Consider the following 20,117-nt stretch of genomic DNA (forward strand, 5'->3'; position numbering starts at 1 on the left):
AGTCATCGGGAGCAGGGGTCGATGATCCGTAGCTACATCATCTGGCGCAACAAGCACGCCGAGGATCAACGGCTACGCGAAATCGTGAACAGGGCGAACGTAGCCTGATGCGGCACTAGTCTTCGGGCAGACAGAGGGAACTGATCTCGCGGACGACGAGGCGGTCGAGTGGGGCGACGGTCGTGATCGATCTGCCGTCCCACTCGAGAATATAGCCGCCGGCCCAACTCCCCGGCGGCAGGTCGGGCTCCAACCTGTCGAGCGACGGTGCGTACGCCCTATCGGCGGGCACACAGCTCGAGGAATCGTCGGGGTTTGGCAGACAGTGGGCGCCGCCCCGCGCCCTATTGACATATCGAGTCGACGGCACAGCCTCCAGATGTGCAGGTGCGTGTCGCACACGATGGAGTGCGACCACCTCGGGGCCAGCTGCTCACTTTTCGACCGGACCCAACAACGAAGCTCAGGGATGCTCCCCGAATCATCCCTGACACGTCTCATTTCCGGTGCAGCCGAAAATGTCCCGACGATTCACCCTTTCCGTTCGGCTATCCCGAACAGTGCGACGCACAGCCGACGATTCCGACCATCCTCGTGACATCAGACACAAACCGACGCGGTTCGGTGAAGTTGGGAAGCCGGATCCTGCGGGCTCATGTCCGACGCTATTCGTGTGCGCGCCGCCACCCGCCGGCCGCCACACCACCTCTCACTCCGCCGCAGGTGACGAAGGAGAACGACGCATGAGTGACCGCCGCGACCGGTTCGATATCCAATCTCTGGCGCACGCGAAACCACTGAGCCTCCAACCTCGGGGAACTGAGATCGTCTTTACGCGGTTTCTAGGCGTGGACGGGGACCCATAGTGAGGTCCGAGCAGCTTGTCTGCGCTGCTACGAAGATCCGCGCCAGTGGCGTCCGAGGATGAACGAGGCCCCTGACATACGACTCGACCGTGCAGCACTTCGTACCAGCTCTCTCGACGCTCTCGAGCGCAGCACACGCTAGCGATCAGGTCCCATCAGACATCCCGATAATCGGCACACCCAACTGACGTTTGTCGCGGCCAGCTCACACAGACATTTACCAGCGCTTCGCTGACCCGACGATCACCTCCGCCTGGTCAACCGAAGCAGCTCACAGCCGCCTCAGCCCGCCTCCCGGCTCAAAGCACCCGAAATCAGAAGGAGCATGATGACTTCCACCCGCAGCTTCATCGACGAAATCACCATCGAGGAGCTCGAGGCCGATCCATACCCGTTCTACGAGCGCCTCCGCAAAGAGGCACCCATTGCCTACGTTCCCGCCCTCGGCATGCACATCGTCTCGACGAAAGAACTGTGTGCTGAGATCTCCAAAGACGACACAACCTGGCCTGCGGTGATCTCCGCTGCCGGTGGCCGCACCTTCGGCCCTCAGGCATTGCTGAATACCAACGGAGACGAGCACCGCAACCTGAGGGACATGGTCGAACCACACCTGCAGCCCTCAGCCGTCGACAAGTACATCGACGATCTCGTCCGACCGTTTGCGCGACAGCGCATTGCCGAGTTCGAGAACGACGGGCACGCGGATATCGTCGCCGCCTACTGCGAGCCGGTGAGTGTCCGCGCACTGGGCGACCTGCTCGGTCTCGGGGATGTCAGCACCGAAAAACTGCGCGAGTGGTTCCACAATCTGAGCGTGTCGTTCACCAATGCGGCAGTCGACGAAAACGGTGAGTTCGCCAACCCCGAAGGGTTCGCCCCCGGCGACCGCGCCAAAGCGGAAATCATCGCGCATGTCGACCCGAAGATCGACAAATGGATCGTCGAACCGGACCATTCAGCCATCTCGCACTGGCTGCACGACGGGATGCCGGAGGGCCAGACCCGCAGTCGCGACGTCATCTACCCCAACCTGTATGTCTTCCTGCTCGGAGCAATGCAGGAGCCCGGTCATGCCATGGCCACGACCTTGGCCGGACTGTTCAGCCGACCGGACCAGCTCGAACGTGTCATCGACGATCCGACTCTGATCCCCCGCGCCGCATCCGAGGGCATGCGCTGGGTTGCCCCGATCTGGTCCGCCGCGGTCAAGCGTGCCGCGAGAGAAGTTACCGTGGGCGGGGTCACGCTTCCTGAGGGTTCAATCGTGATGCTGTCGTACGGTTCGGCCAATCAGGACGAAAACGCGTACAACGCCCCCACCGAATACGACCTCGATCGTGCCCTGGTGCCGAACATGACCTTCGGCGGCGGAAAACACGCATGCGCCGGAACCTATTTCGCCAATGCAGTCGTCCGAATCGGACTCGAAGAATTGCTCGAGGCAATTCCGAACATCGAACGAGACGAAACCCACGAGGTGGACTTTTGGGGATGGGGTTTCCGCGGCCCCAAGCAGCTGTTTGTCGAATGGGAAGTGTAGGCGACCTCGACCTCACCCCTCCTGAATCATCTGCACAGATACGGCGAGCATCGGGAACACCCGAGGTTATCGATATTGAATTGGAGCGCTACCGGAAATGTCTGATCAATATTTGGTCCGTATAGAGGGAAAGAACACGGACATTGCCGTTGAAGAAACCCAATCCATTCTCGATGCTGCCCTGCGGGCCAACGAGTGGCTGCCCCACTCGTGCACTCAGGGAACCTGCGGGACATGCAAACTCAAGGTGCTGCGCGGTGAGGTCGACCACCGTCAGACTCCGGAGTACACCCTGACCGTCGAGGAAAGGGCCGAAGGACTGGCTCTGGGGTGTATGGCCACTCCCCGCTCGGACTTGACCGTCGAGCCGCTCGGCAACGTCAGCGATGACGGCGTGCCTCGTCATCCTCTACGCGACTATGAAGGCACCGTCGTCGTGTTGGACGACATCGCTGCCAACACGCGCAGACTGGTGATCGAGTTGGACACTCCGATGCAGTTCAATGCCGGTCAGTACGCCGAACTCATCGTTTCTGAGCACGCAGGGGCGCGGCAGTACTCGATGGCTAATCCTCCGACCGAGACTCGGCGGCTGGAATTTCACATCAAGCTCACCGCGGGCGGGTTGTCGACCGATGGGTGGATCTTCCGCTCAATGACGCTCGGGGAACGAGTCTCGCTGCGCGGCCCCCTCGGGCAGTTCAATCTCGTCGCGAAACAGGATGAACCGGCGATCTTGATCGGCGGTGGGACGGGGTTGGCTCCACTGAAATCGATCGTCCAACACGCCCTCGTCGAGGACCTCGTCCCAGAACTGTTCCTCTACCACGGCGGCCGCCGGCGGGAAGACCTCTACGATGTCGAATTCTTCCGCGATCTCGAACACCGGCACCCGCATTTCCACTACCGACCCGTTCTCAGCGAGGAGCAGTGGGAAGGGGCAACCGGGCTGGTCACCGATGTCGTGGTCAGCGACTTTCCCTCGTGCAAGGGGATGAGCGCATTCCTTTGCGGCCCACCCGCGATGGTCGATGCGGCGGTCAAGGCACTCAAGCGCAGGCGTATAGCTCCTCGATTGATCTTCCGCGAGGAGTTCGCCATCACGCCCGCAACCAGCACAGCGCCGGCAGTGCTCTGACCTTCAGGATCCACCACGACAAGAGTCTGGGGCAGCGCGTATGTACTCGCTGCCCCAGACTTTGTTCGTTGCCAGTTCATTCGCCCGGGGACGTAACCCGCAGATCTTCCGCAAAGCTGGACCCGAAGGCCGTTCTGTAACCCCGCCCCCGTGAACCGCCGAGCATGCAAGAACCCCAATTGCGCGACTTCAGTGACGTCGGCGGATGCACGGTCCTGCGCGGTTAGGCGTCACCGTATCCAGCTCGCGTCCTCGGATGTTCCGAGTCCCGATTTATCGAGCATGGCAAGTGGCGGGAAATATTGCCTTCAGCCCGAGTAATCCGAGGAGGCTGGCTCGCCCGGCAGCTCGCTCTGCGCTCTGCTGCAGTTCACCAACGGCATCGGTCCATCAGTCTTGACCACCGTGTTCACAGGGAATCGCCCCCCGAACCAGGGGCGGCCATCACCTCGGCCTTCGTCACAATCCTTGGTATCGCGACTGCCGGCCTTTTCGCATTCCTACCCCTGCCCGCCACAGCTCTAGGCGAGCACAAGCATCTCGTACAGGCCAGTTCTACTGTGCACCAGAGCAATGCACCATCGAATTCGACAGTATGTCTTCACAACTGATGCGGGATACCCACACGAGACATCCTCTCGAGGTCGAGAGCAGACTCGACAGCCTCGATATCAACGGCCTCCATAGGGCGACCGGTCAGCGCTTGCAGCACTACCTCGAGATCGCGTGCGGTCACCGATTCGGTCGTCGAATCTGATACTCGATAACGAATGGGATATTCCATGACATCTCCTGACAGGATAGGGAGACAAGACATCTGGTAGCACTGCTCAACGGACCCAGCTGGGCTGCGACGGTATCCCTGCGAACTTCGCCATCAGCGCCAGCATCCCTTCCCAGGTTGGAGTTGACGCTCAATGCCGTCATCCCGAACCGACACCGATTTCCTTCACAGCAGAGGAAGAACTCGACCGCCCCGGACCTCATTCGAGACCACCCGCCGATGGACATCGCCCCTCAGTCCGTCGATTCGACTACACCAACGGCAATTCTGTATGGGAAGCGCTCCTGTACACACAAAGGTCTCCGATGTGGAGAGTTGTTCAACTCGCTGTCCACATCGGAGACCTCAGGCTCTCAACAACAATCACACGATTGCGGTTGAGCGGGTGCACGATCCCAATCAGGCGGGCGAACCGGAAACCGCCCGCGAGTGGTCGATGTCGTCCGGGATGGCCTGCTCGGCAGCAGCCACATCCGGATCCTCGATCGGCGCGCCGGGACCGAAGTGGGCGAACTTCTCGATGTGCTGATCCAGCGCGAGCGGATTGGGAGTGCCATACGTAAAGTACGTTTCCCACGGCAGCTTCGCACCGCCAACAGCGAGACCGGTATCGATGTCGGACATCTGCCAGGTCTTGGTCTCAGCGTCAGGATCCAGATGCAGATAGCCGGCTTCACCGAACAGCTCGATACGGTTTCCACCGGGCTCGAACACGTACAGGAACTGCCCCTGGGTGATGCCGTGCTTATCCGGACCAGCCTCGATCTGGATGTCATAGTCACGGAACATCTCGACCGCGTCGGCCAGGTGCTGTCCGGTGCCGTAGTAGAACGCCACGTGATGAAGCTTGCCGTTCCCACCGGTCATGTCGCGCATACAGGCAACTTCGTGACCGAGCAGGTTCGAGCTCATCCACGCCCCGATTTCGACGTTGCCGTCGACGACACGTTCAGTGGTCCGGAACCCGAGGTGCTGCTCGAACGATTCCTTGAGCGCGGTGACATTCGACGCCATCAGGTTGAGGTGATCGATGCGCTTGACCGGAATACCCGACAGCGGCTTCTTGGAAGGACGCGAAAGGATCTTGCTCTGCAGTGCCGTCGGGGCGACGTACTTCTCGACCTCCCACAACAACTGCAGGTTGTGTCCATCCGGGGACTGGAACTCGAAGGTCTTGCCGTAACCGAACTGGTCCTCGCTCCACTTACCGTCGACGTTGCCCTGCTCGAGCGATGCCACCCGACGTTCGAGTGCTTCCGGAGAGCTCGCGCGCAGCGCGGCGTGACCCATTCCTGCCTCGGGTGCCTCGGTGACCTTCAAGCTCCACTGGTACGGATCCTCGTAGCCTCGAAGGTATACGGACTGACCCTCCCGATGAGTGACATACATGCCGAGGAACTTGGTGAAGAAGTCGAGCGTCTCCTGCGGCTTGGGAGTGAACAGTTCGGTGCGAGCGAGATGCGCGATATCGAATCGAGCAGTGAGTTCGGTCATGGCTACTCCTGATCTGAGCTGTCCGGGCGAGCTGCACCGGGCTGTGGTGGTGACCACGAGCTTGCGGCGATGTAAACCAGGCAGTCGCTGACATCCGGGATAACCGAACAGGGACGTTCCCGACCGCGCACATGTTCAGGACCACGGGATTTCCGCCTTCCGACCAGCAACCCCTTCCTAGCGTCGAGCCCATTACCCGAGAGTTCAGGGAAGGCCGCACAGATGAGTCGATTGAAAGCTGCGATCGTCGGATCCGGCAACATCGGAACAGACCTGATGTACAAGTTGCTGCGATCCGAGCACGTCGATCCCATGTACATGATCGGTATCGATCCGACCAGCGAGGGGCTCGAACGAGCCCGACAGGAAGGCCTCGAGGCCTCCGCAAAGGGAATCGACTGGTTACTCAACCGGCCCGACCTTCCCGACGTGGTCTTCGAAGCGACATCAGCGAAAGTCCACGCCGCCGCTGCCCCGCGCTACGCCGAAGCCGGCATCCGCGCGATCGATCTGACACCTGCCTCAGTGGGCCCGTACGTGGTGCCGGCCGTGAACCTCAGCACGCACCTGGACGCGCCGAACGTGAACATGGTCAGTTGCGCCGGCCAGGCCACCATCCCGATCCTGTATGCCATCAACGAGGTCGCCGACGCGTCCTACGGCGAGATCGTCGCTGCCATCGCCTCGCACAGCGCCGGACCCGGCACCCGGCAGAACCTCAGCGAGTTCAGCGAGAAAACCGGCAAGGCACTTGCCCAGGTCGCCGGAGCCGATCGCGCCAAGGCCATCTCGGTGATCAACCCAGCCGAACCACCGATGAACATGCGCGACACGGTCTACGCCAAAGTCCGCAACCCCGACCCGGCCGCGATCGAGCGCGCAGTGATCGACATGGTCGCCAAGGTCCAGCAGTACGTCCCCGGCTACACCCTGCGCCTGGTCGACGTCGACGGCGACCAGGTCACCGTCATGCTCGAGGTCGTCGGCGCCGGCGACTTCTTGCCCACCTACGCCGGAAATCTCGACATCATCACCGCCGCCGCCGTGCAGGTCGCCGACGTCATGGCCCAGCGCACCCTCGTCAAGGAAGCAATCCAGTGACCACCACCGCCACCACCGATACACCCCGCAAGGTCACCCTCGTCGACACCACACTGCGCGACGGCATGTCGTCGGTCTCGCATCAGTTCACCACGCAGAACGTCGCCGATATCGCCCGCGGACTCGATCAGGCCGGCATCCCGACCATCGAGGTCGCCCACGGCATCGGCCTCGGCGCCTCGTCCATCCAGTACGGCTTCGCCGCCGCCACCGACCCCGAGTACGTGCGCGCCGCGGTCGACGCCGTCGACAACGCCGACATCGCCGCGCTCTACGTGCCAGGCATCGCTACCCTCGCCGAACTGCAAAGAGCGATCGACGCGGGCATCAAAACCGTCCGGGTAGCGGTGCACTGCACCGAAGCCGACTGCGGCCAGCAACCCATCGAATGGGCGAAAGAACACGGCCTCAACGTCATGACGTTCCTGATGATGAGCCACAAACTCGACCCCGAGCCGCTCGCCGAGCAAGCCGCCAAGCTCGATTCCTACGGCGCCGACGTCGTCTACGTCGTCGACTCTGCCGGCGCCATGGTGCCGCAGCACGCCGGCGAGCGCGTCGCCGCGCTGCGGCAGGCGATCTCCGCCGACATCGGCTTCCACGCCCACAACAACCTCGGGGTCGGTATCGCCAACGCTTTGGCCGCCGCGGAGAACGGGGCGACATTCATCGACGGATCTCTGCGCGGGCTCGGCGCCAGCGCCGGCAACGCCCAGACCGAGGTATTGGCCGCCGCGTTCGAACGAGCCGGCTGGGACACCGGCGTCGACCTGTTCACACTCATCGACACCGCCGAGCACATCGTCGCGCCGCTGATGAAAGAACCCCAGATCGTCGACGAGACCGCACTGATCCTCGGCTACGCCGGTGTCTACTCGACATTCTTCCACCCCACCAAACGCGCCGCGAAGAAATTCGGTGTCTCCACCCGCGACATCCTGATCGAACTCGGCCGACGCGGTGTCATCGGCGGCCAGGAGGACATGATCATCGACGTCGCTTCCGAGCTCGCCGGCCGCACCTACGAACTCCCGGCCCGCGCCGGAGTCTGACACAGGAGACTGTCATGACCCACACCCACAACGCACCGTCGACCACACAGGTCCGTCATCTCATCGGCGGCGAATGGAAGCACGCATCGGACGGAGCAACTTTCGAATCGATCGATCCGCACGACGGGTCGCTACTCGGTGTCGTACCCAAGGGCACCGCCGAAGACGGACAAGCTGCGATCACCGCCGCCCGCCACGCCTTCGACAGCGGGCCCTGGCCACAGATGTCGCCGAAGGAACGCGCAAAGATCCTGCACGCGGTCGCCGACAAGGTCGACGAGCACCGCGAAGAACTCGCCCAGCTCGAAACCCGCGACGGCGGTAAGGGCATCAACCAGTCCCTGCACGCCGAAATCCCGCGCGTGGCGCACAACCTGCGGTTCTTCGCCGACTACGCGTCGATGGCCGCCAACGAGGCCTACCCCGACGGGGATCTGCTGTCCTACGTGCTCTACCCGCCTGCCGGCGTGGTCTCGGCGATCAGCCCCTGGAACGCACCCCTGATGCTGGCCACCTGGAAGATCGCGCCCGCCCTGGCGTTCGGTAACACCGCAATCCTCAAACCGGCACCCCAAACCCCACTGACTGCACACCGCTTCGCCGAACTCGCACTCGAAGCCGGACTGCCCGACGGAGTACTCAACGTAGTACACGGTTTCGGTGGCGAAGCCGTCGCCGGCCCGCTGACCTCCGATCCGCGAGTCGACCGGATCACCTTCACCGGGTCGAGTGCCACAGGAGTCAAGATCCTTCAGGCAGCAGCACCCAACCACACGCCGGTCTCGGCCGAGATGGGCGGAAAGTCCGCAAACATCATCTTCGCCGACGCCGACCTCGACGTGGCCGTACCGATGTCGATCCGTGCGATCTTCGGCGGCAACGGACAGGTGTGCCTGGCCGGATCCCGACTGCTCGTGCAGAACAGCATCATGGACGAGTTCCTCGAGCGGTTCGTCGACGAGGCGAACAAGCTCAGCGTCGGCGATCCGAAGGATCCGTCGAACTTCATCGGCCCGCTCATCGAACAACGCCATCTCGACAAAGTCCACGGCTATGTCGAACTCGCGCAGCAGGAAGGCGGGAAAGTCGTCACCGGCGGCGCCCGTCTGGCCGGCGACGCCCACGCCAAGGGCTTCTACTATCCCCCCACCGTCATCACTGGGCTGACCAATGACTCCCGGACCGCGCAAGAGGAGATCTTCGGGCCCGTCGAAACCGTCCTGGGTTTCGACACAGAAGACGAGGCACTGCGCATCGCCAACGACTCACGCTATGGCCTGGCCGGGATGCTGTTCACCCAGAACCTCGACCGCGCCCACCGGATGGCCGCGCGCTGGAAGGCCGGCACCGTATGGATCAACTGCTTCTTCGAACGCGACCTGCGTCTCCCCTTCGGAGGCGAAGGCGCCAGCGGCCTGGGACGTGAAGGCGGTCAGTACTCCCGCGACTTCTTCACCGAACCGCGCGCCGTGACCCTTCGGCTGCGCGGCTGATCCGGTCCTTCGACTCATCCACGTGGGCGGCCGGTGCAGTAGGTGCTGCACCGGCCGTCCCCGCTTCTCCCCGAGGAGTAATCACCCGTGACCTGCCCCAAGTTGTGTGTCGTCGTCGGCGCCACCGGTGCGATGGGCACCGAGTTCACCCGACGCCTGGTCCGTCGAGGCCTACGCGTGATCGCGGTCGCGCGCAACGCCGAAGACCTCAAAACCCTTGCAGCCGAAAACAACCTGATCATCCCCTGTGTCACCGACATCAGCGACGACAGTGCGATCGAGGCGATCTCCGCCTATGTCGACGCGCCGATCCGGCTGGCCGTGTTCGCCGCGGGTCTGCCGGTACGTGGTTCCGCCGACACCATCAGCCCCGGCGAGCTTGCTGTAGGGGCGAACATCAAGGTCGGCGGGCTGGTACGGCTGCTGCACGCAGTCCGCGGCCAGCTGGTCCCCGGATCGCGATTCGTCGCCGTCGCCGGATCGCTCGGTTTCGAACCCGGCCCGCTCGACGCCGCGCCGGGCACCGTCAACGCCGCAGTGTTCAATCTGATGCGCCAGCTCAGCGCCCTGTACGGACCGAAGGGCATCACCACACACACCATCGCGCCCGGCCCGGTCGACACGCCACGGCTCCGCAAATTCGTCGAAACCGAAGCAGCCGAGACCGGCCGCGATCTCGACACCATTTGGGAGCGCTACCGCGCCAAGACCACGCTCGGCCGGTTACCGACGCTGGACGAGCTCGGCTGGGTCCTCGAGATGCTGCTCGCCCCCGAGGCGAGCGTGCTGCACGGCAGCGTCCTCAACGTCGACGCCGGCACACGCCACGGCGTCCAATAGAGCACCACTCCCGAAAGGCCCTCTCATGCCTGTTGCACATTTCCATCTGCTCGACGGACGGTTCACCGTCGAGCAGCGGCACCGTCTGCTTGTCGAGGCGAGCCACTGCTATTCGGAGGTTCTCGACTCCCCGCTCGAGCGAGTTCGGACCTTCATCGTCCGCTACACCACCGATGATGTCGCGGTCGCCGGCGCGGTTGCCTCCGAGAGCAGCACGGCTGCACCGTACTTTACAGCCATCGTGCTGGCGGGTCGTCCTCGCGCACAGCGCGAGGAGCTCGCGGCCCGGTTCACCGACCTGATCGTCGATTTACTCGGGGTGCCGCGTTCGGCCGTCCGTGGTCGGATCATCGAGGTGGACCCGGCGAACTGGTTCATCGGCGGCCACTCAGCAGCGGGGGTACGCGCCGACGAGATCGCCGCTCGCGCGGACAGCGGATCGTCCATCTGATCTACCCGACACCGCAAGGGGGTGGGATCGACCTTCGGCAATCCCACCCCCTGTCCGAGGGGTTTACTCAGAACCCCCACGGGTCGTCGCGCAGCAACTCGAGCGACCGGAAGCTACCGGTGTAGAAGACGAGCGGATGTCCGTCGTCATACCACAGTTGCTCCACTCGGCCCACGTACAACATGTGGTCACCGGCGGGATACGAGGCGTCCACCGAACAGGCCAGGTGCACCAGCGCGCCTTCGAGGAGAGGAACCTCCCGGCGCCAGACGAATCGCACCAGATCGGGTTGATGGGCAGCTCCTGCGAAGTGCAGTGACAACGGCTCCTGATCTGTCGCCAGGATCGAAACACCGTACTTGCCGGTCTTGTTGATCCGCTCGTTCATCTTGGCTCGGTTCGCGATGGATATCAGAACAAGCGGGGGGTCGAGCGAAACGGAGGTGAATGCGTTGGCCGTCATACCGTGCACCGACGCGTCGTCCTCGCTTTCGGCGGTGGTGACGATGGTGACGCCGCTGGCGAACCGGCCGAGGGCCTTCCGCATCTGTAGGGGTGTGACCTCGATTCCGCCGTTCGGGGTGTTGTCGGTCATGGTCGTGCTCGTCATCGTCGCGTCCCGTTCAACCACGCACGATCTTCAGATCATCATTGCTGATCAAGTCCGGACGTGTCCACCCGTCGACGTTGTACTCGGACATGCACTTCTCGGCGAAGCCCTTGAGCTCGGTATCCAGTCCCTGGGCCTGGTAGGCGAACAATGTCTGGAAGCGGACGGCCTCGTGGTCGCCACCGTAGTTGCGCTCGTACAGCTCGTGCCGACCTCCGAACTCGGTGCCCACGGCATCCCACAGCAGCTTGAGCAGCTGCACACGATCGATCGCGGTGATGCCGTTGGACCCGCGCACGTACTGGTCGAGGTAGGGCCGGATGTCGGGGTTACCCCAGTCGCTCGAATGCGAATTCAGGTAGATCAAGCTGCTACCGAGCGTCTGCTGGATGATCTCCTTGATCCGCGGATAGCCCACCCCCATGAACGTGCGATAGGCCAGACCGTAGTTCAGGTTCGGCTGCACAGCCCCGTTCACCCACTCATCGGGAGACTTGGCCATCGCATCCGACAAGCCCCAGAACATATCGCGCCAGTTGAGGATCTCGCCGATCTGCATCTGGACACCACGAAAATTGTTGGTACCTGTCGTCTCCACCGCCTTCAGAACACAGCCGGCGATGAAGTCGAGCTTGACCGCCAAGCGTGCACAACCATGGAACATGAACCGAGCCATGAACCCGGACTTCGTCACAAATCCGTTCGTGGTGTCCGCGTCATAGGCAAACACGTTCTCCCACGGAACCAGCACACGATCGAACACCATGATCGCGTCGTTCTCGTCGAAGCGGCTCGACAAGGGATTATCGAACGGGCTGCCCATCACTGCAGCGTTCATCTCGTAGGACGTCCGACAGAACAGCTTCAAGCCCGGCGAGTCCATCGGAATAGTGAAGATCAACCCGAACTTCTTGTTGCGCAGCGGAAGTCCATAATGGGCGATGAAATTGGCATTGGTGATCGCAGACCCGGTCGCCACCACTTTGGCGCCGGAAACGATCACGCCGGCGTCGGTTTCCTCCACCACATGTACGCAGATGTCCGCGGTCTCGTCGGCAGGCTTATCACGGTCGATGGGCGGATTGACGATCGCGTGATTGAGATAGAGCACCCGCTCCTGCGCCTTCTTGTACCAGTCGAGTGCGTTCTGCCTGTACTCACCGTAGAAGTCCGCGTTGGCACCGAGGGTCCCGAGGAAAGAGGCCTTGTAGTCGGGCGACCGGCCCATCCACCCGTACACCTCACGTTGCCACGCGACGATCGCGTCGCGGGACAGAAGAAGATCGTCGGAACTGTGGGCGGTCTTGAAGAACGGGTGCGTGAATCCACCGTTACCCGTATCGGTCGGCACCGCCAGCACCCCCTGGGCTTCGGGGGTATGAAGCGCGTCGTACATCCGAGCGATCGAGCGAACCGAATTCCGGAAAGCCGGATGAGTCGTGACATCCGGGACACGTTCTCCGCGGAAATACACTTCGCGTCCATCCTTCAAGGACTCGATGTACTCCGCGCCGGTCATCGGCCGGACATCGTTGGGGGTTCCGGTGGAGGTCTCGAGAATAGTTGGCGTCGTCACGTGCTCACTCCTGTTGTCGAGCTCAGACCGAGACGGTGTTCTCGGCCGATGCGAATCCAGGCGCCGCTCCGAGGCAATTCCGCACTCGACGGTCCGTACAGAGCCAGCTCCCTGTGACACGGAACACTAGATTCCGGAGGTACCGATAAACATGACTGAGCGCGAACGATGGAGTGACTCCACGCGTAAATCCACCAAACCCACTGTGGTATCTCTCGATACGCGAGGGCTCGACTCCACGGAAGGCCGTAATCTGTGGGCGAACACAGTCGGCACCCTCTATTGCGAGTCGGACGTGGCATGGCCCAATCCACGCCAACCGTTCATCGCAGAATGGGGCGGTCATCCCATCGGAGAACTGCATGTCAGCACGATGCGCGCGGACGTCCACTCGGTCATCCGTTCGCCGGCGATGGTGCGTTCGGACGACGCGGGAGACTTCCTCGTGTTGGTGGTGACCGACGGTAACGTCCGCGTCACCCAAAACGGACGCAGCGGAGTTCTCGAGCAGGGATCGTTCGCGTTACTGGACTGCGCCGCCCCGTTCGAATTCGAAGCCGAGTCGAATTTTCGTCAGGTCGTCATCGACACTCCCAGACCCCTGCTCGAAGCGCGGTTACCCCAGCGAGTACTCGAGCAGGGAACCGGGCTGCCCATCAGTGGGATCTCGGGAACGGGCCGACTCGTGAGCAGGTTCCTCCTCGACGTCGCCGAACAGGACCGGACACTGCCGACGAGGTCAGCGGTCTCGATATCATCCGTCGCTCTCGACCTGCTGGTCACCGCCCTCACCGACAGCGCCACCGAGACCGACCCGACGAAGATCAGTCACGCGCGTGATCTGGCCGAAGTGCAGCGGATCGTCGAGCGACAGCTACACGATCCCGCTTTATCACTATCCAGGGTCGCTGCAGAAGTGGGGATGTCTGTGCGACACATTCAGAACCTCTTCCGTGAGCAAGGCACGGCCCCTCGCGCCTGGCTGTACCGCACACGGGTGGAGCGAGCACGTAAGTACCTCCTGAGCACCGATCTGACAGTCGCCGAAGTGAGTGAGCAATCAGGCTTTCGCGATGTGTCCCATTTCAGCCGCACATTCCGCGCCGCATACGGTTCCAGCCCTGGCCGTTATCGAACCGAACACCGCTGACCTACACAGGTGGCCCGATTCGCTCCGGGTCACCTCCGCGGCTCATGCCGACAGTCGAGCCGGTCCTGCGCCCTCTACCGCGAACTCTTCCGTCGAGACAGTTCGCGAGATCGACACCAGATGCATGCCGACTACGCGGACGTAGGACACGGGTGCTTCGCGGCGAAGTCGAGCGTCATGGGGTTCCGGTCGGTGTCACTCCTTCAGGTGATCCAATCGCCCCAGGCGGAGCAGCGCGGGTCACGATCTACTCCGTTCGGGACGAGTGCGGACGCGGAAGCTGTGGGCGTGACTCCGGGGAGCGAATACCTCCTATATTCGAAGCCGGTGTGATCTGCAACACTAGGATATGGAGGTGAGCAGCGACATGACCGACAGTGCACAGAACAATGACTCCGATTGCACCGACAAGGGCAGCGCCAAGGTCGTAATCAGCACACGCGAGCTCGAATCGAGCGAGGTACGTTCGCGGTGGGTAGACACACTCGACTCGACATACTGCGAACTCGACGTCGACTGGCCTGACATATCGGACTCGTTCGGGGCGGAACTATCGGTGCGTCCCTTCGTCGACGTCACAGTCAGTGTCGTACGCGCAGACCCACACACAGTAATCCGCACCCCGAACATGATCTCGTCCGATCCCAACGACGACTACCTACTGTGCTTGATCACGAGCGGTACAGCGGTCATCGGTCAACACTCTCGGTCCGCAAAGCTCGAAAGCGGGGCGTTCGGAATCCTCGACTCATCGGCGCCGTTCATCGTCGACGCCCAGACCGAGTTCGAGCAGATTGTCGTCCGCGCGCCGCGCGCGGTGTTTGCGCCACATCTTCCCCTGGAAGCCGTAGCGGAGATTACCGGTGAAGGTTTTTCCGGCCACAGCGGCATCAGCCGATACGTCTCTCGCCTATTCGTCGACATGGCAACTGACGACTCCCTTCTTTCGCCCAACTCCTCAGCCTCCGTTGCCGCGTGCGCGATGGACCTACTCGTATCCGCCATCAGTGAACGCACAACTCCGTTCAACACCACCAAACGAGTTCACAACAAGGACTTTCGAGTCATACAGCAGGCAATGCAACGACACATGACAGACCCCGACTACTCGATCAGCGACCTTGCAGCCGAACTGGGAATGTCCGTGCGGTACATCCACAAACTATTCAGCGCAGCAGGCACGACACCACGCACATGGCTGAATCAACAGCGGCTCGAGCGAGCTCGCAAACTCTTGCTGAGCACCGACGCCACGATCTCTACCATCAGCGTCCGCGTAGGTTTCCGCGATGTCTCGCATTTCAGTCGAGCGTTCCGACGTCGCTTCGGGACCAGCCCACTGCATTTCCGCATGCAGCAACTCGGCACCAGCACCAGCAGCGACAACGGGTGACCAGACCGCCACGTTCTGACCTGTAGCCGTCATCGTGTATTCAATAGCGGTTTTCGAACTCCCGCAACGGTGTTCAGCAACCGCCGGTAAGCTGTTGAGCAATCTCGTCTACCCGGCGTGCTGGCGCGTCCGCAAATCGGACGCGCCAGCACCAGCGTTGAATCTCGCCGACTCCCTCGTAGATTTCCGACGGTCTCGCCTGCGACGTCCAACCGCAGCCATCTGCGACGTTGCTCGTCTGTCCCCGGTCAAGGCATTGCCGGCGACGACGTGCCGTCGTCATAGCGACTCCCCGAACGAGAAAAGGAACAGGGCAGTCCGCCCCAACTCCGGTCTACGTGTCCCTTGCACTCATCGTCTTGTCCCGACTCGCTTGCATTGACACGAGAATCGTTCGGGAGAATCAAACGAAAGTCATTGAGCAGGAGATCGTTCTGCAATCGTCACATCACCGGCGGCAAAGTGAGTAGCCGGAACTTCACGCAGCACCACCCGAATGTTGCTCAACGGCGCGTCCACGGCCCGCTGGGCGGCAAAGGTGAGTTCATGTATCAGTGCGCGGAGCTGTTCGGGCGAACGCCCTGCGGAAATAGTCACCTCGATGAACGGCATCATCAGCCTCCTGACACATTTACGGTACCGAGATGAGTGAAGTGAGCAGCGATCCGCGCCCCCGGCCGGACCGGAACCGCATCCGTCATCCCCCCGGTGAGGATCACCCAGCCCGGCTCGATCGCCAGGCCACGCTCGGCGAGGGTGTTCGCCGCGAAAGCCAGCGCCTCCGCGGGATGGCCGTGCACAGCAGCTCCTGTCGCCGAATCGACGATCTCACCGTCCACTTCGAGCAAGCAGGCTTCGAGACCGAGGTCCAGCGAGTCCGGCCGCACACTGATGGGACCGGTGACGTACCGGCCGGACGAATTGTTGTCCGCGACAGCATCCATCATGGAGAACTTGTAACCCGAGAACCGGCTGTCGATGATTTCGATCGCACCGACCACATGGTCGACCGCCGCGAGCGCAGTCGCCGCCGAGACCCCGGGCCCTTCGAGTCGACGTCCCATGACGAACGCAATCTCCGGTTCGGCACGCGCGTGGATCATCTTCTCCCGGGGCACCGGCTCACCGATCGGAAGGATCATCGCGTCCGTCAACCACGCCGTCGACGGCGAGTCGACTCCCACCTGACGCTGCTTCGCCTTGGAGGTCACACCCAGTTTGACACCGGTGACCCTCTCCCCCCGCGAGATCCGCATTTGCAGCGCAATATCTTGAGCCTCATATGCCGCGGCCAGATCGAGACCGTCCCATTCTGCGAGAATCGACGTCTGCGCGACGCCGCTATCCTCCGCTCGTATAAGAACATCGGCCACTTTGGCCGGGCTCCATAGTTGCTCGGTCACTGTTCGTCCTTTCCGCCGAGCACGGCGGTGACGGTGCCGAGCCCACTGATAGTCGCAACGATGGAATCGCCGGGTGCGACAGGATACGCACCGGTCATCGAGCCGGGCAGCACCACGTGCCCCGGCTCGAGGGTCACGCCGAGCGGACCTACCGTGTTGGCCAGCCACACCAGCGCACTGAGCGGTGACCCGAGAACTGCGCCACCGGCACCGGTTGCGACGAGCTCGCCGTTGATGTGCAGGTTACAGCCAGCCAGACGCAGATCCAGCTGGTCCAACGAGACCGGGCAACTGCCGAGTATGACCCCGCCGGATGAAGCGTTGTCGGCGATGGTGTCGAAAATTCCGATCTTCCAATCCTTGATCCGCGAATCCACAATCTCCAGCGCAGGCAGGACGAAATCCACTGCCCGCGCTGCCTCTGCGGCAGTCACGCCTGGGCCGACCAGTGGACGACCAAGGACGAATGCAATCTCCGGTTCGATACGCGGTTGCAGAAATGTGCCGCTGGCGATGGGATGGTGCTCCAGATGAAACATGCTCTGGGTGAGATGCCCGAAGTCGGGCTGGTCGACCCCCATCTGTCGCTGAATTGCTCGCGACGCGAGGCCTACCTTGTGTCCCTTGACGACATCGCCGGCCGATGTCCACTGCTCTACTTGCGCCTGCTGGATGCGGTATGCCACTTCTAGGGACGCGTCGGGATACTCGGGCGTCAGCGGGGCGATCGGCTCGGCGGTGCGATACGCGTCGAGCAGACGATCCGCTGCCTTCTGAACAGCAATATCCATAGTTCCTCGGTTGTGTCGTGCGGTTGATACAGATGTCAGGACGCTCGGGGACAGCTACCGACCGGCTCCAGCGATGGGTGGTTCCGGGATTCGAGTGGAACGATGTCCGCCGCCTCGGCAATAGAGCGAGTGATCTTGTTGGCGGCAGCGATCACAGCACGCTCGAGTTGAGCTCGCCGCGAAGCGAATCGGGTGGCCGGAACACTTATGCTCACTGCAGCAACCACCGAACCCATGTCGTCTCGTACCGGTGCGGCGACACAGTGCACCTCCGACACCGTCTCGCCCATGTCCACCGCGACACCAGCCATGCGAGTCATTTCGAGAGCATCGGCGAGCGCATGCGGACTCGTAGTCGTCGACGGTGTCAATCGACGTAACGGACGCGCTGTCAAGTACCGCTGCAATTCAGTCTTGTCGAGTTGCGCGAGCAGGACCTTGCCCACAGCTGTGGAGTGGGCATCGAGCCGGGTGCCCACTCGAGCCCCCTGCACGGTGATGTTGTGCGTACCGATCACCTTGTCGACGTAGAGGACACTCCAGCGTTCCATGATGGCCAGGTGTGTCGTTTCTCCATAGTTTTCGACCAGCTCTTCCAACACAGGAGCGGAACAGGAACGTACGTCCACAGTGCTGCGGAGTGTTTCCCCCAATTCGACGATGCGCCAGCCGAGCCGGTATCGGCCGCGATTCCGGCACTGCAACAACCCGGTGTCGACGAGACTGGCCAGCAATGCATGAGCACTCGACCGAGGCACGTCGATGGCCGCTGCAACTTCGGAAACACCCCATTCCGGACGCTGAACTGTGAACAGATCGAGCACCGGACCAATCTTTTGCACTGTTTGCAGACCAGCCACGCCGACAGCCACCTTTCAAAGTTCATCTGGATGACGGTTGAGCAACCCCGTCGCATCGCTGTGAGGTGGAACACTAGGTGGCCGAGCAGAGAACGAACATGTCCTGAAGCGCACGAATGAATGACCTCGAGCGCACGAGTTCACGACCGACAGCCCACCAACCGCGACCTTCGATCCCCCGAGGCGCACAGATATCTCGGCCCGCGTGTCGCTTCCCTCGTCTCCGCTGACCGGATCGAACCATGTGGTAGCTGCGGTTGCCTACCGCCATCCTCGTCCGTGGCCCATCTCAGGAGCAGGACACCACCGACGCCACGCCTATCACGGCCGAATGCCGGGATAGAACTCGAGAACGTCACCTATTTATCAGGCAATACAAGATAAGGTGCTATTTTCACTTACGCTTGTAAAGCGTCAGCGACGAGGGAATGGGGGACGACATGGACGAGACAGCACAGGTTCTCTCCGACGCCGTCGCGTTGCTGCGCCGCGCCGGCATCCGCCTGCCCTCCGGTTCCCTCGACGCCTGGGACCTGACCCTGCCCGACGGCCGAGAGTTGCCGACCCGGATGCGGGCATCCCGGCGGCCACCAACCCCCACGATCCTCACCCGACTGCTCGCACAGCCGGACCCGGCCCGGCGCCTACTCGTGGTGACCCCACGCGCCACCGCTCATCTGCGGACTCTCGCAACGAACGGCGAAGTCGATGTGATCGCCGTGAACCAGGACCTGCTCGTCTTCGCCGGCGAGCGCTACGACGTGACCGATGCCGCGTCCGCCGCGGCGGCCCCTGTTCGTGCTGCGAGGGGCCGGAAACCGTGGGTGCGCTGGGCACTCGCCCGCGCCCTGCTACTCTCGGACACCGCGCAGACCCAACACCGGCTCGCCGAGCTGCTGGGGGTCTCCCAGCAGGCGGTCTCGCATGCCCTCAAACAGCTCCAGGCGGTGCGCCGTACCGAACACGGCTGGCTCGCCGACTCCCCCGAGGCGTTGCTGGCAGAGTATCTGGCCGTCTATCCGGGTCCCGGTGGTGCCGTGACCTATTGGTACGGCCTGGACCCGGTGATCGCACAGGCCACCACCGCGGTCGAATTCTGCACCCGACAAGGTATGCCGGTGCTGGTCAGTGGGGATCCCGCCGCCGATGTGTACGCCCCGTGGCGGCTGCCGACCCGGGCGATGCTCTACACCGATCGATTCGTCGACCTGACCGACGCCGGCTTCAGTCCCGCCACCGAAGCCGAACACTCCCTGGCCGTGCAGGTCCCGGCCGACCCGACCCTGTGGCGCACCGCGGCGATCAGCGAACCGGCACTGTTGGCCGACCCCCCGATCACCGCGGGCGATGTGCTGCGCACCGGCGGCCCCGACGCCGCCGAGGCCGCCGACCATGTGCTCGCCACGATCCGACAGAGGGCCGTGCTGTAACTGATGAGACCGAGGTGGAGATCGGGCCTTACCCCCAGCAAATGGACACGGGTGGTGGATTACGCCGCGGATGCCAGCGTAGCGATGTAGAGGGTCTCGTAGGTGTTCGGGGACCGGTGTCCGCACCAGGAATGTCGTCGTC

General features: G+C 62.6%; 18 protein-coding genes and 1 pseudogene. 11 read left to right on the forward strand and 8 right to left on the reverse strand.

The window, feature by feature from the left end; translation table 11 throughout:
* The 3 genes and pseudogenes from K3M35_RS26760 to K3M35_RS24150 form a co-directional block, all read left to right on the forward strand.
* Positions 1-108 (forward strand): annotated as a pseudogene (locus K3M35_RS26760) (IS630 family transposase); the annotation flags it as partial.
* 1,086 nt (positions 109-1,194) lie between these two features.
* On the forward strand, positions 1,195-2,409 hold the full coding sequence (locus K3M35_RS24145; protein ID WP_024102186.1) for a cytochrome P450: 1,215 nt from the start codon (positions 1,195-1,197) through the stop codon (positions 2,407-2,409).
* Positions 2,410-2,506: 97 nt separating this feature from the next.
* The gene (locus K3M35_RS24150) at positions 2,507-3,547 is read left to right on the forward strand and encodes a 2Fe-2S iron-sulfur cluster-binding protein (protein ID WP_064060060.1); all 1,041 of its coding nucleotides are present in this window, start codon (positions 2,507-2,509) and stop codon (positions 3,545-3,547) included.
* 601 nt (positions 3,548-4,148) lie between these two features.
* Here K3M35_RS24150 and K3M35_RS24155 read toward each other — a convergent pair.
* A complete protein-coding gene (locus K3M35_RS24155; protein WP_138941515.1) occupies positions 4,149-4,331 on the reverse strand; it encodes a hypothetical protein in 183 nt (60 codons plus the stop codon).
* A 399-nt stretch (positions 4,332-4,730) separates the two neighbouring features.
* A complete protein-coding gene (locus tag K3M35_RS24160) occupies positions 4,731-5,825 on the reverse strand; it encodes a VOC family protein (RefSeq protein ID WP_039586482.1) in 1,095 nt (364 codons plus the stop codon).
* 222 nt (positions 5,826-6,047) lie between these two features.
* Between K3M35_RS24160 and K3M35_RS24165 the strand changes: the two genes are divergently transcribed.
* The 5 genes from K3M35_RS24165 (at position 6,048) to K3M35_RS24185 (ending at position 10,762) form a co-directional block, all read left to right on the forward strand.
* Positions 6,048-6,926 carry an acetaldehyde dehydrogenase (acetylating) gene (locus K3M35_RS24165; protein WP_006551041.1) on the forward strand — a complete coding sequence of 293 codons (879 nt, stop codon included), beginning with the start codon at positions 6,048-6,050 and terminating at the stop codon, positions 6,924-6,926.
* A complete protein-coding gene (gene dmpG, locus K3M35_RS24170) occupies positions 6,923-7,978 on the forward strand; it encodes a 4-hydroxy-2-oxovalerate aldolase (RefSeq protein WP_006551042.1) in 1,056 nt (351 codons plus the stop codon). Before K3M35_RS24165 ends, dmpG begins: the two co-directional genes overlap by 4 nt.
* A 14-nt stretch (positions 7,979-7,992) precedes the next feature.
* Positions 7,993-9,471: an aldehyde dehydrogenase gene (locus tag K3M35_RS24175; RefSeq protein ID WP_019290744.1), complete on the forward strand. Its 1,479-nt coding sequence runs from the start codon at positions 7,993-7,995 to the stop codon at positions 9,469-9,471.
* A gap of 87 nt (positions 9,472-9,558) precedes the next feature.
* On the forward strand, positions 9,559-10,311 hold the full coding sequence (locus tag K3M35_RS24180) for an SDR family NAD(P)-dependent oxidoreductase (RefSeq protein WP_039586480.1): 753 nt from the start codon (positions 9,559-9,561) through the stop codon (positions 10,309-10,311).
* A gap of 25 nt (positions 10,312-10,336) precedes the next feature.
* Positions 10,337-10,762: a tautomerase family protein gene (locus K3M35_RS24185; RefSeq protein WP_064060057.1), complete on the forward strand. Its 426-nt coding sequence runs from the start codon at positions 10,337-10,339 to the stop codon at positions 10,760-10,762.
* 67 nt (positions 10,763-10,829) lie between these two features.
* Here K3M35_RS24185 and nphA read toward each other — a convergent pair whose 3' ends face one another.
* Entirely contained in the window at positions 10,830-11,357 is a 528-nt protein-coding gene (gene nphA, locus K3M35_RS24190; RefSeq protein WP_039586529.1) for an NADH-dependent flavin reductase, read from the reverse strand.
* Positions 11,358-11,385: 28 nt separating this feature from the next.
* Positions 11,386-12,891 carry a 4-hydroxyphenylacetate 3-hydroxylase family protein gene (locus K3M35_RS24195; protein WP_139192999.1) on the reverse strand — a complete coding sequence of 502 codons (1,506 nt, stop codon included), beginning with the start codon at positions 12,889-12,891 and terminating at the stop codon, positions 11,386-11,388.
* A gap of 208 nt (positions 12,892-13,099) precedes the next feature.
* Between K3M35_RS24195 and K3M35_RS24200 the strand changes: the two genes are divergently transcribed.
* Positions 13,100-14,098, forward strand: coding sequence for a helix-turn-helix domain-containing protein (locus tag K3M35_RS24200; protein WP_039586476.1), 999 nt, complete (start codon positions 13,100-13,102; stop codon positions 14,096-14,098).
* Positions 14,099-14,465: 367 nt separating this feature from the next.
* Positions 14,466-15,491, forward strand: a complete 1,026-nt coding sequence (locus tag K3M35_RS24205; RefSeq protein WP_039586527.1) for an AraC family transcriptional regulator — start codon at positions 14,466-14,468, stop codon at positions 15,489-15,491.
* A gap of 414 nt (positions 15,492-15,905) precedes the next feature.
* Here K3M35_RS24205 and K3M35_RS24210 read toward each other — a convergent pair whose 3' ends face one another.
* The 4 genes from K3M35_RS24210 to K3M35_RS24225 are packed head-to-tail and all read right to left on the reverse strand — an operon-like array spanning position 15,906 to position 18,545.
* Positions 15,906-16,103 carry a tautomerase family protein gene (locus K3M35_RS24210; protein ID WP_006551052.1) on the reverse strand — a complete coding sequence of 66 codons (198 nt, stop codon included), beginning with the start codon at positions 16,101-16,103 and terminating at the stop codon, positions 15,906-15,908.
* Positions 16,104-16,105: 2 nt separating this feature from the next.
* Complete coding sequence (locus tag K3M35_RS24215; RefSeq protein ID WP_037216937.1) at positions 16,106-16,894, reverse strand: 2-keto-4-pentenoate hydratase; 789 nt, start codon at positions 16,892-16,894, stop codon at positions 16,106-16,108.
* Positions 16,891-17,685 carry a 2-keto-4-pentenoate hydratase gene (locus K3M35_RS24220; protein ID WP_006551054.1) on the reverse strand — a complete coding sequence of 265 codons (795 nt, stop codon included), beginning with the start codon at positions 17,683-17,685 and terminating at the stop codon, positions 16,891-16,893. Before K3M35_RS24220 ends, K3M35_RS24215 begins: the two co-directional genes overlap by 4 nt.
* Positions 17,686-17,720: 35 nt before the next feature.
* Positions 17,721-18,545 carry an IclR family transcriptional regulator gene (locus tag K3M35_RS24225; RefSeq protein WP_033097545.1) on the reverse strand — a complete coding sequence of 275 codons (825 nt, stop codon included), beginning with the start codon at positions 18,543-18,545 and terminating at the stop codon, positions 17,721-17,723.
* Between the two features lie 440 nt (positions 18,546-18,985).
* On the opposite strand from K3M35_RS24225, the gene K3M35_RS24230 reads away from it, so the two are divergent.
* Positions 18,986-19,975, forward strand: coding sequence for a hypothetical protein (locus tag K3M35_RS24230; protein ID WP_064060065.1), 990 nt, complete (start codon positions 18,986-18,988; stop codon positions 19,973-19,975).
* Positions 19,976-20,117: the final 142 nt, after the last annotated feature.

The sequence above is a fragment of the Rhodococcus sp. DMU2021 genome (assembly GCF_019641445.1).
GTDB classification, from domain to species: Bacteria; Actinomycetota; Actinomycetes; order Mycobacteriales; family Mycobacteriaceae; genus Rhodococcus; species Rhodococcus pyridinivorans.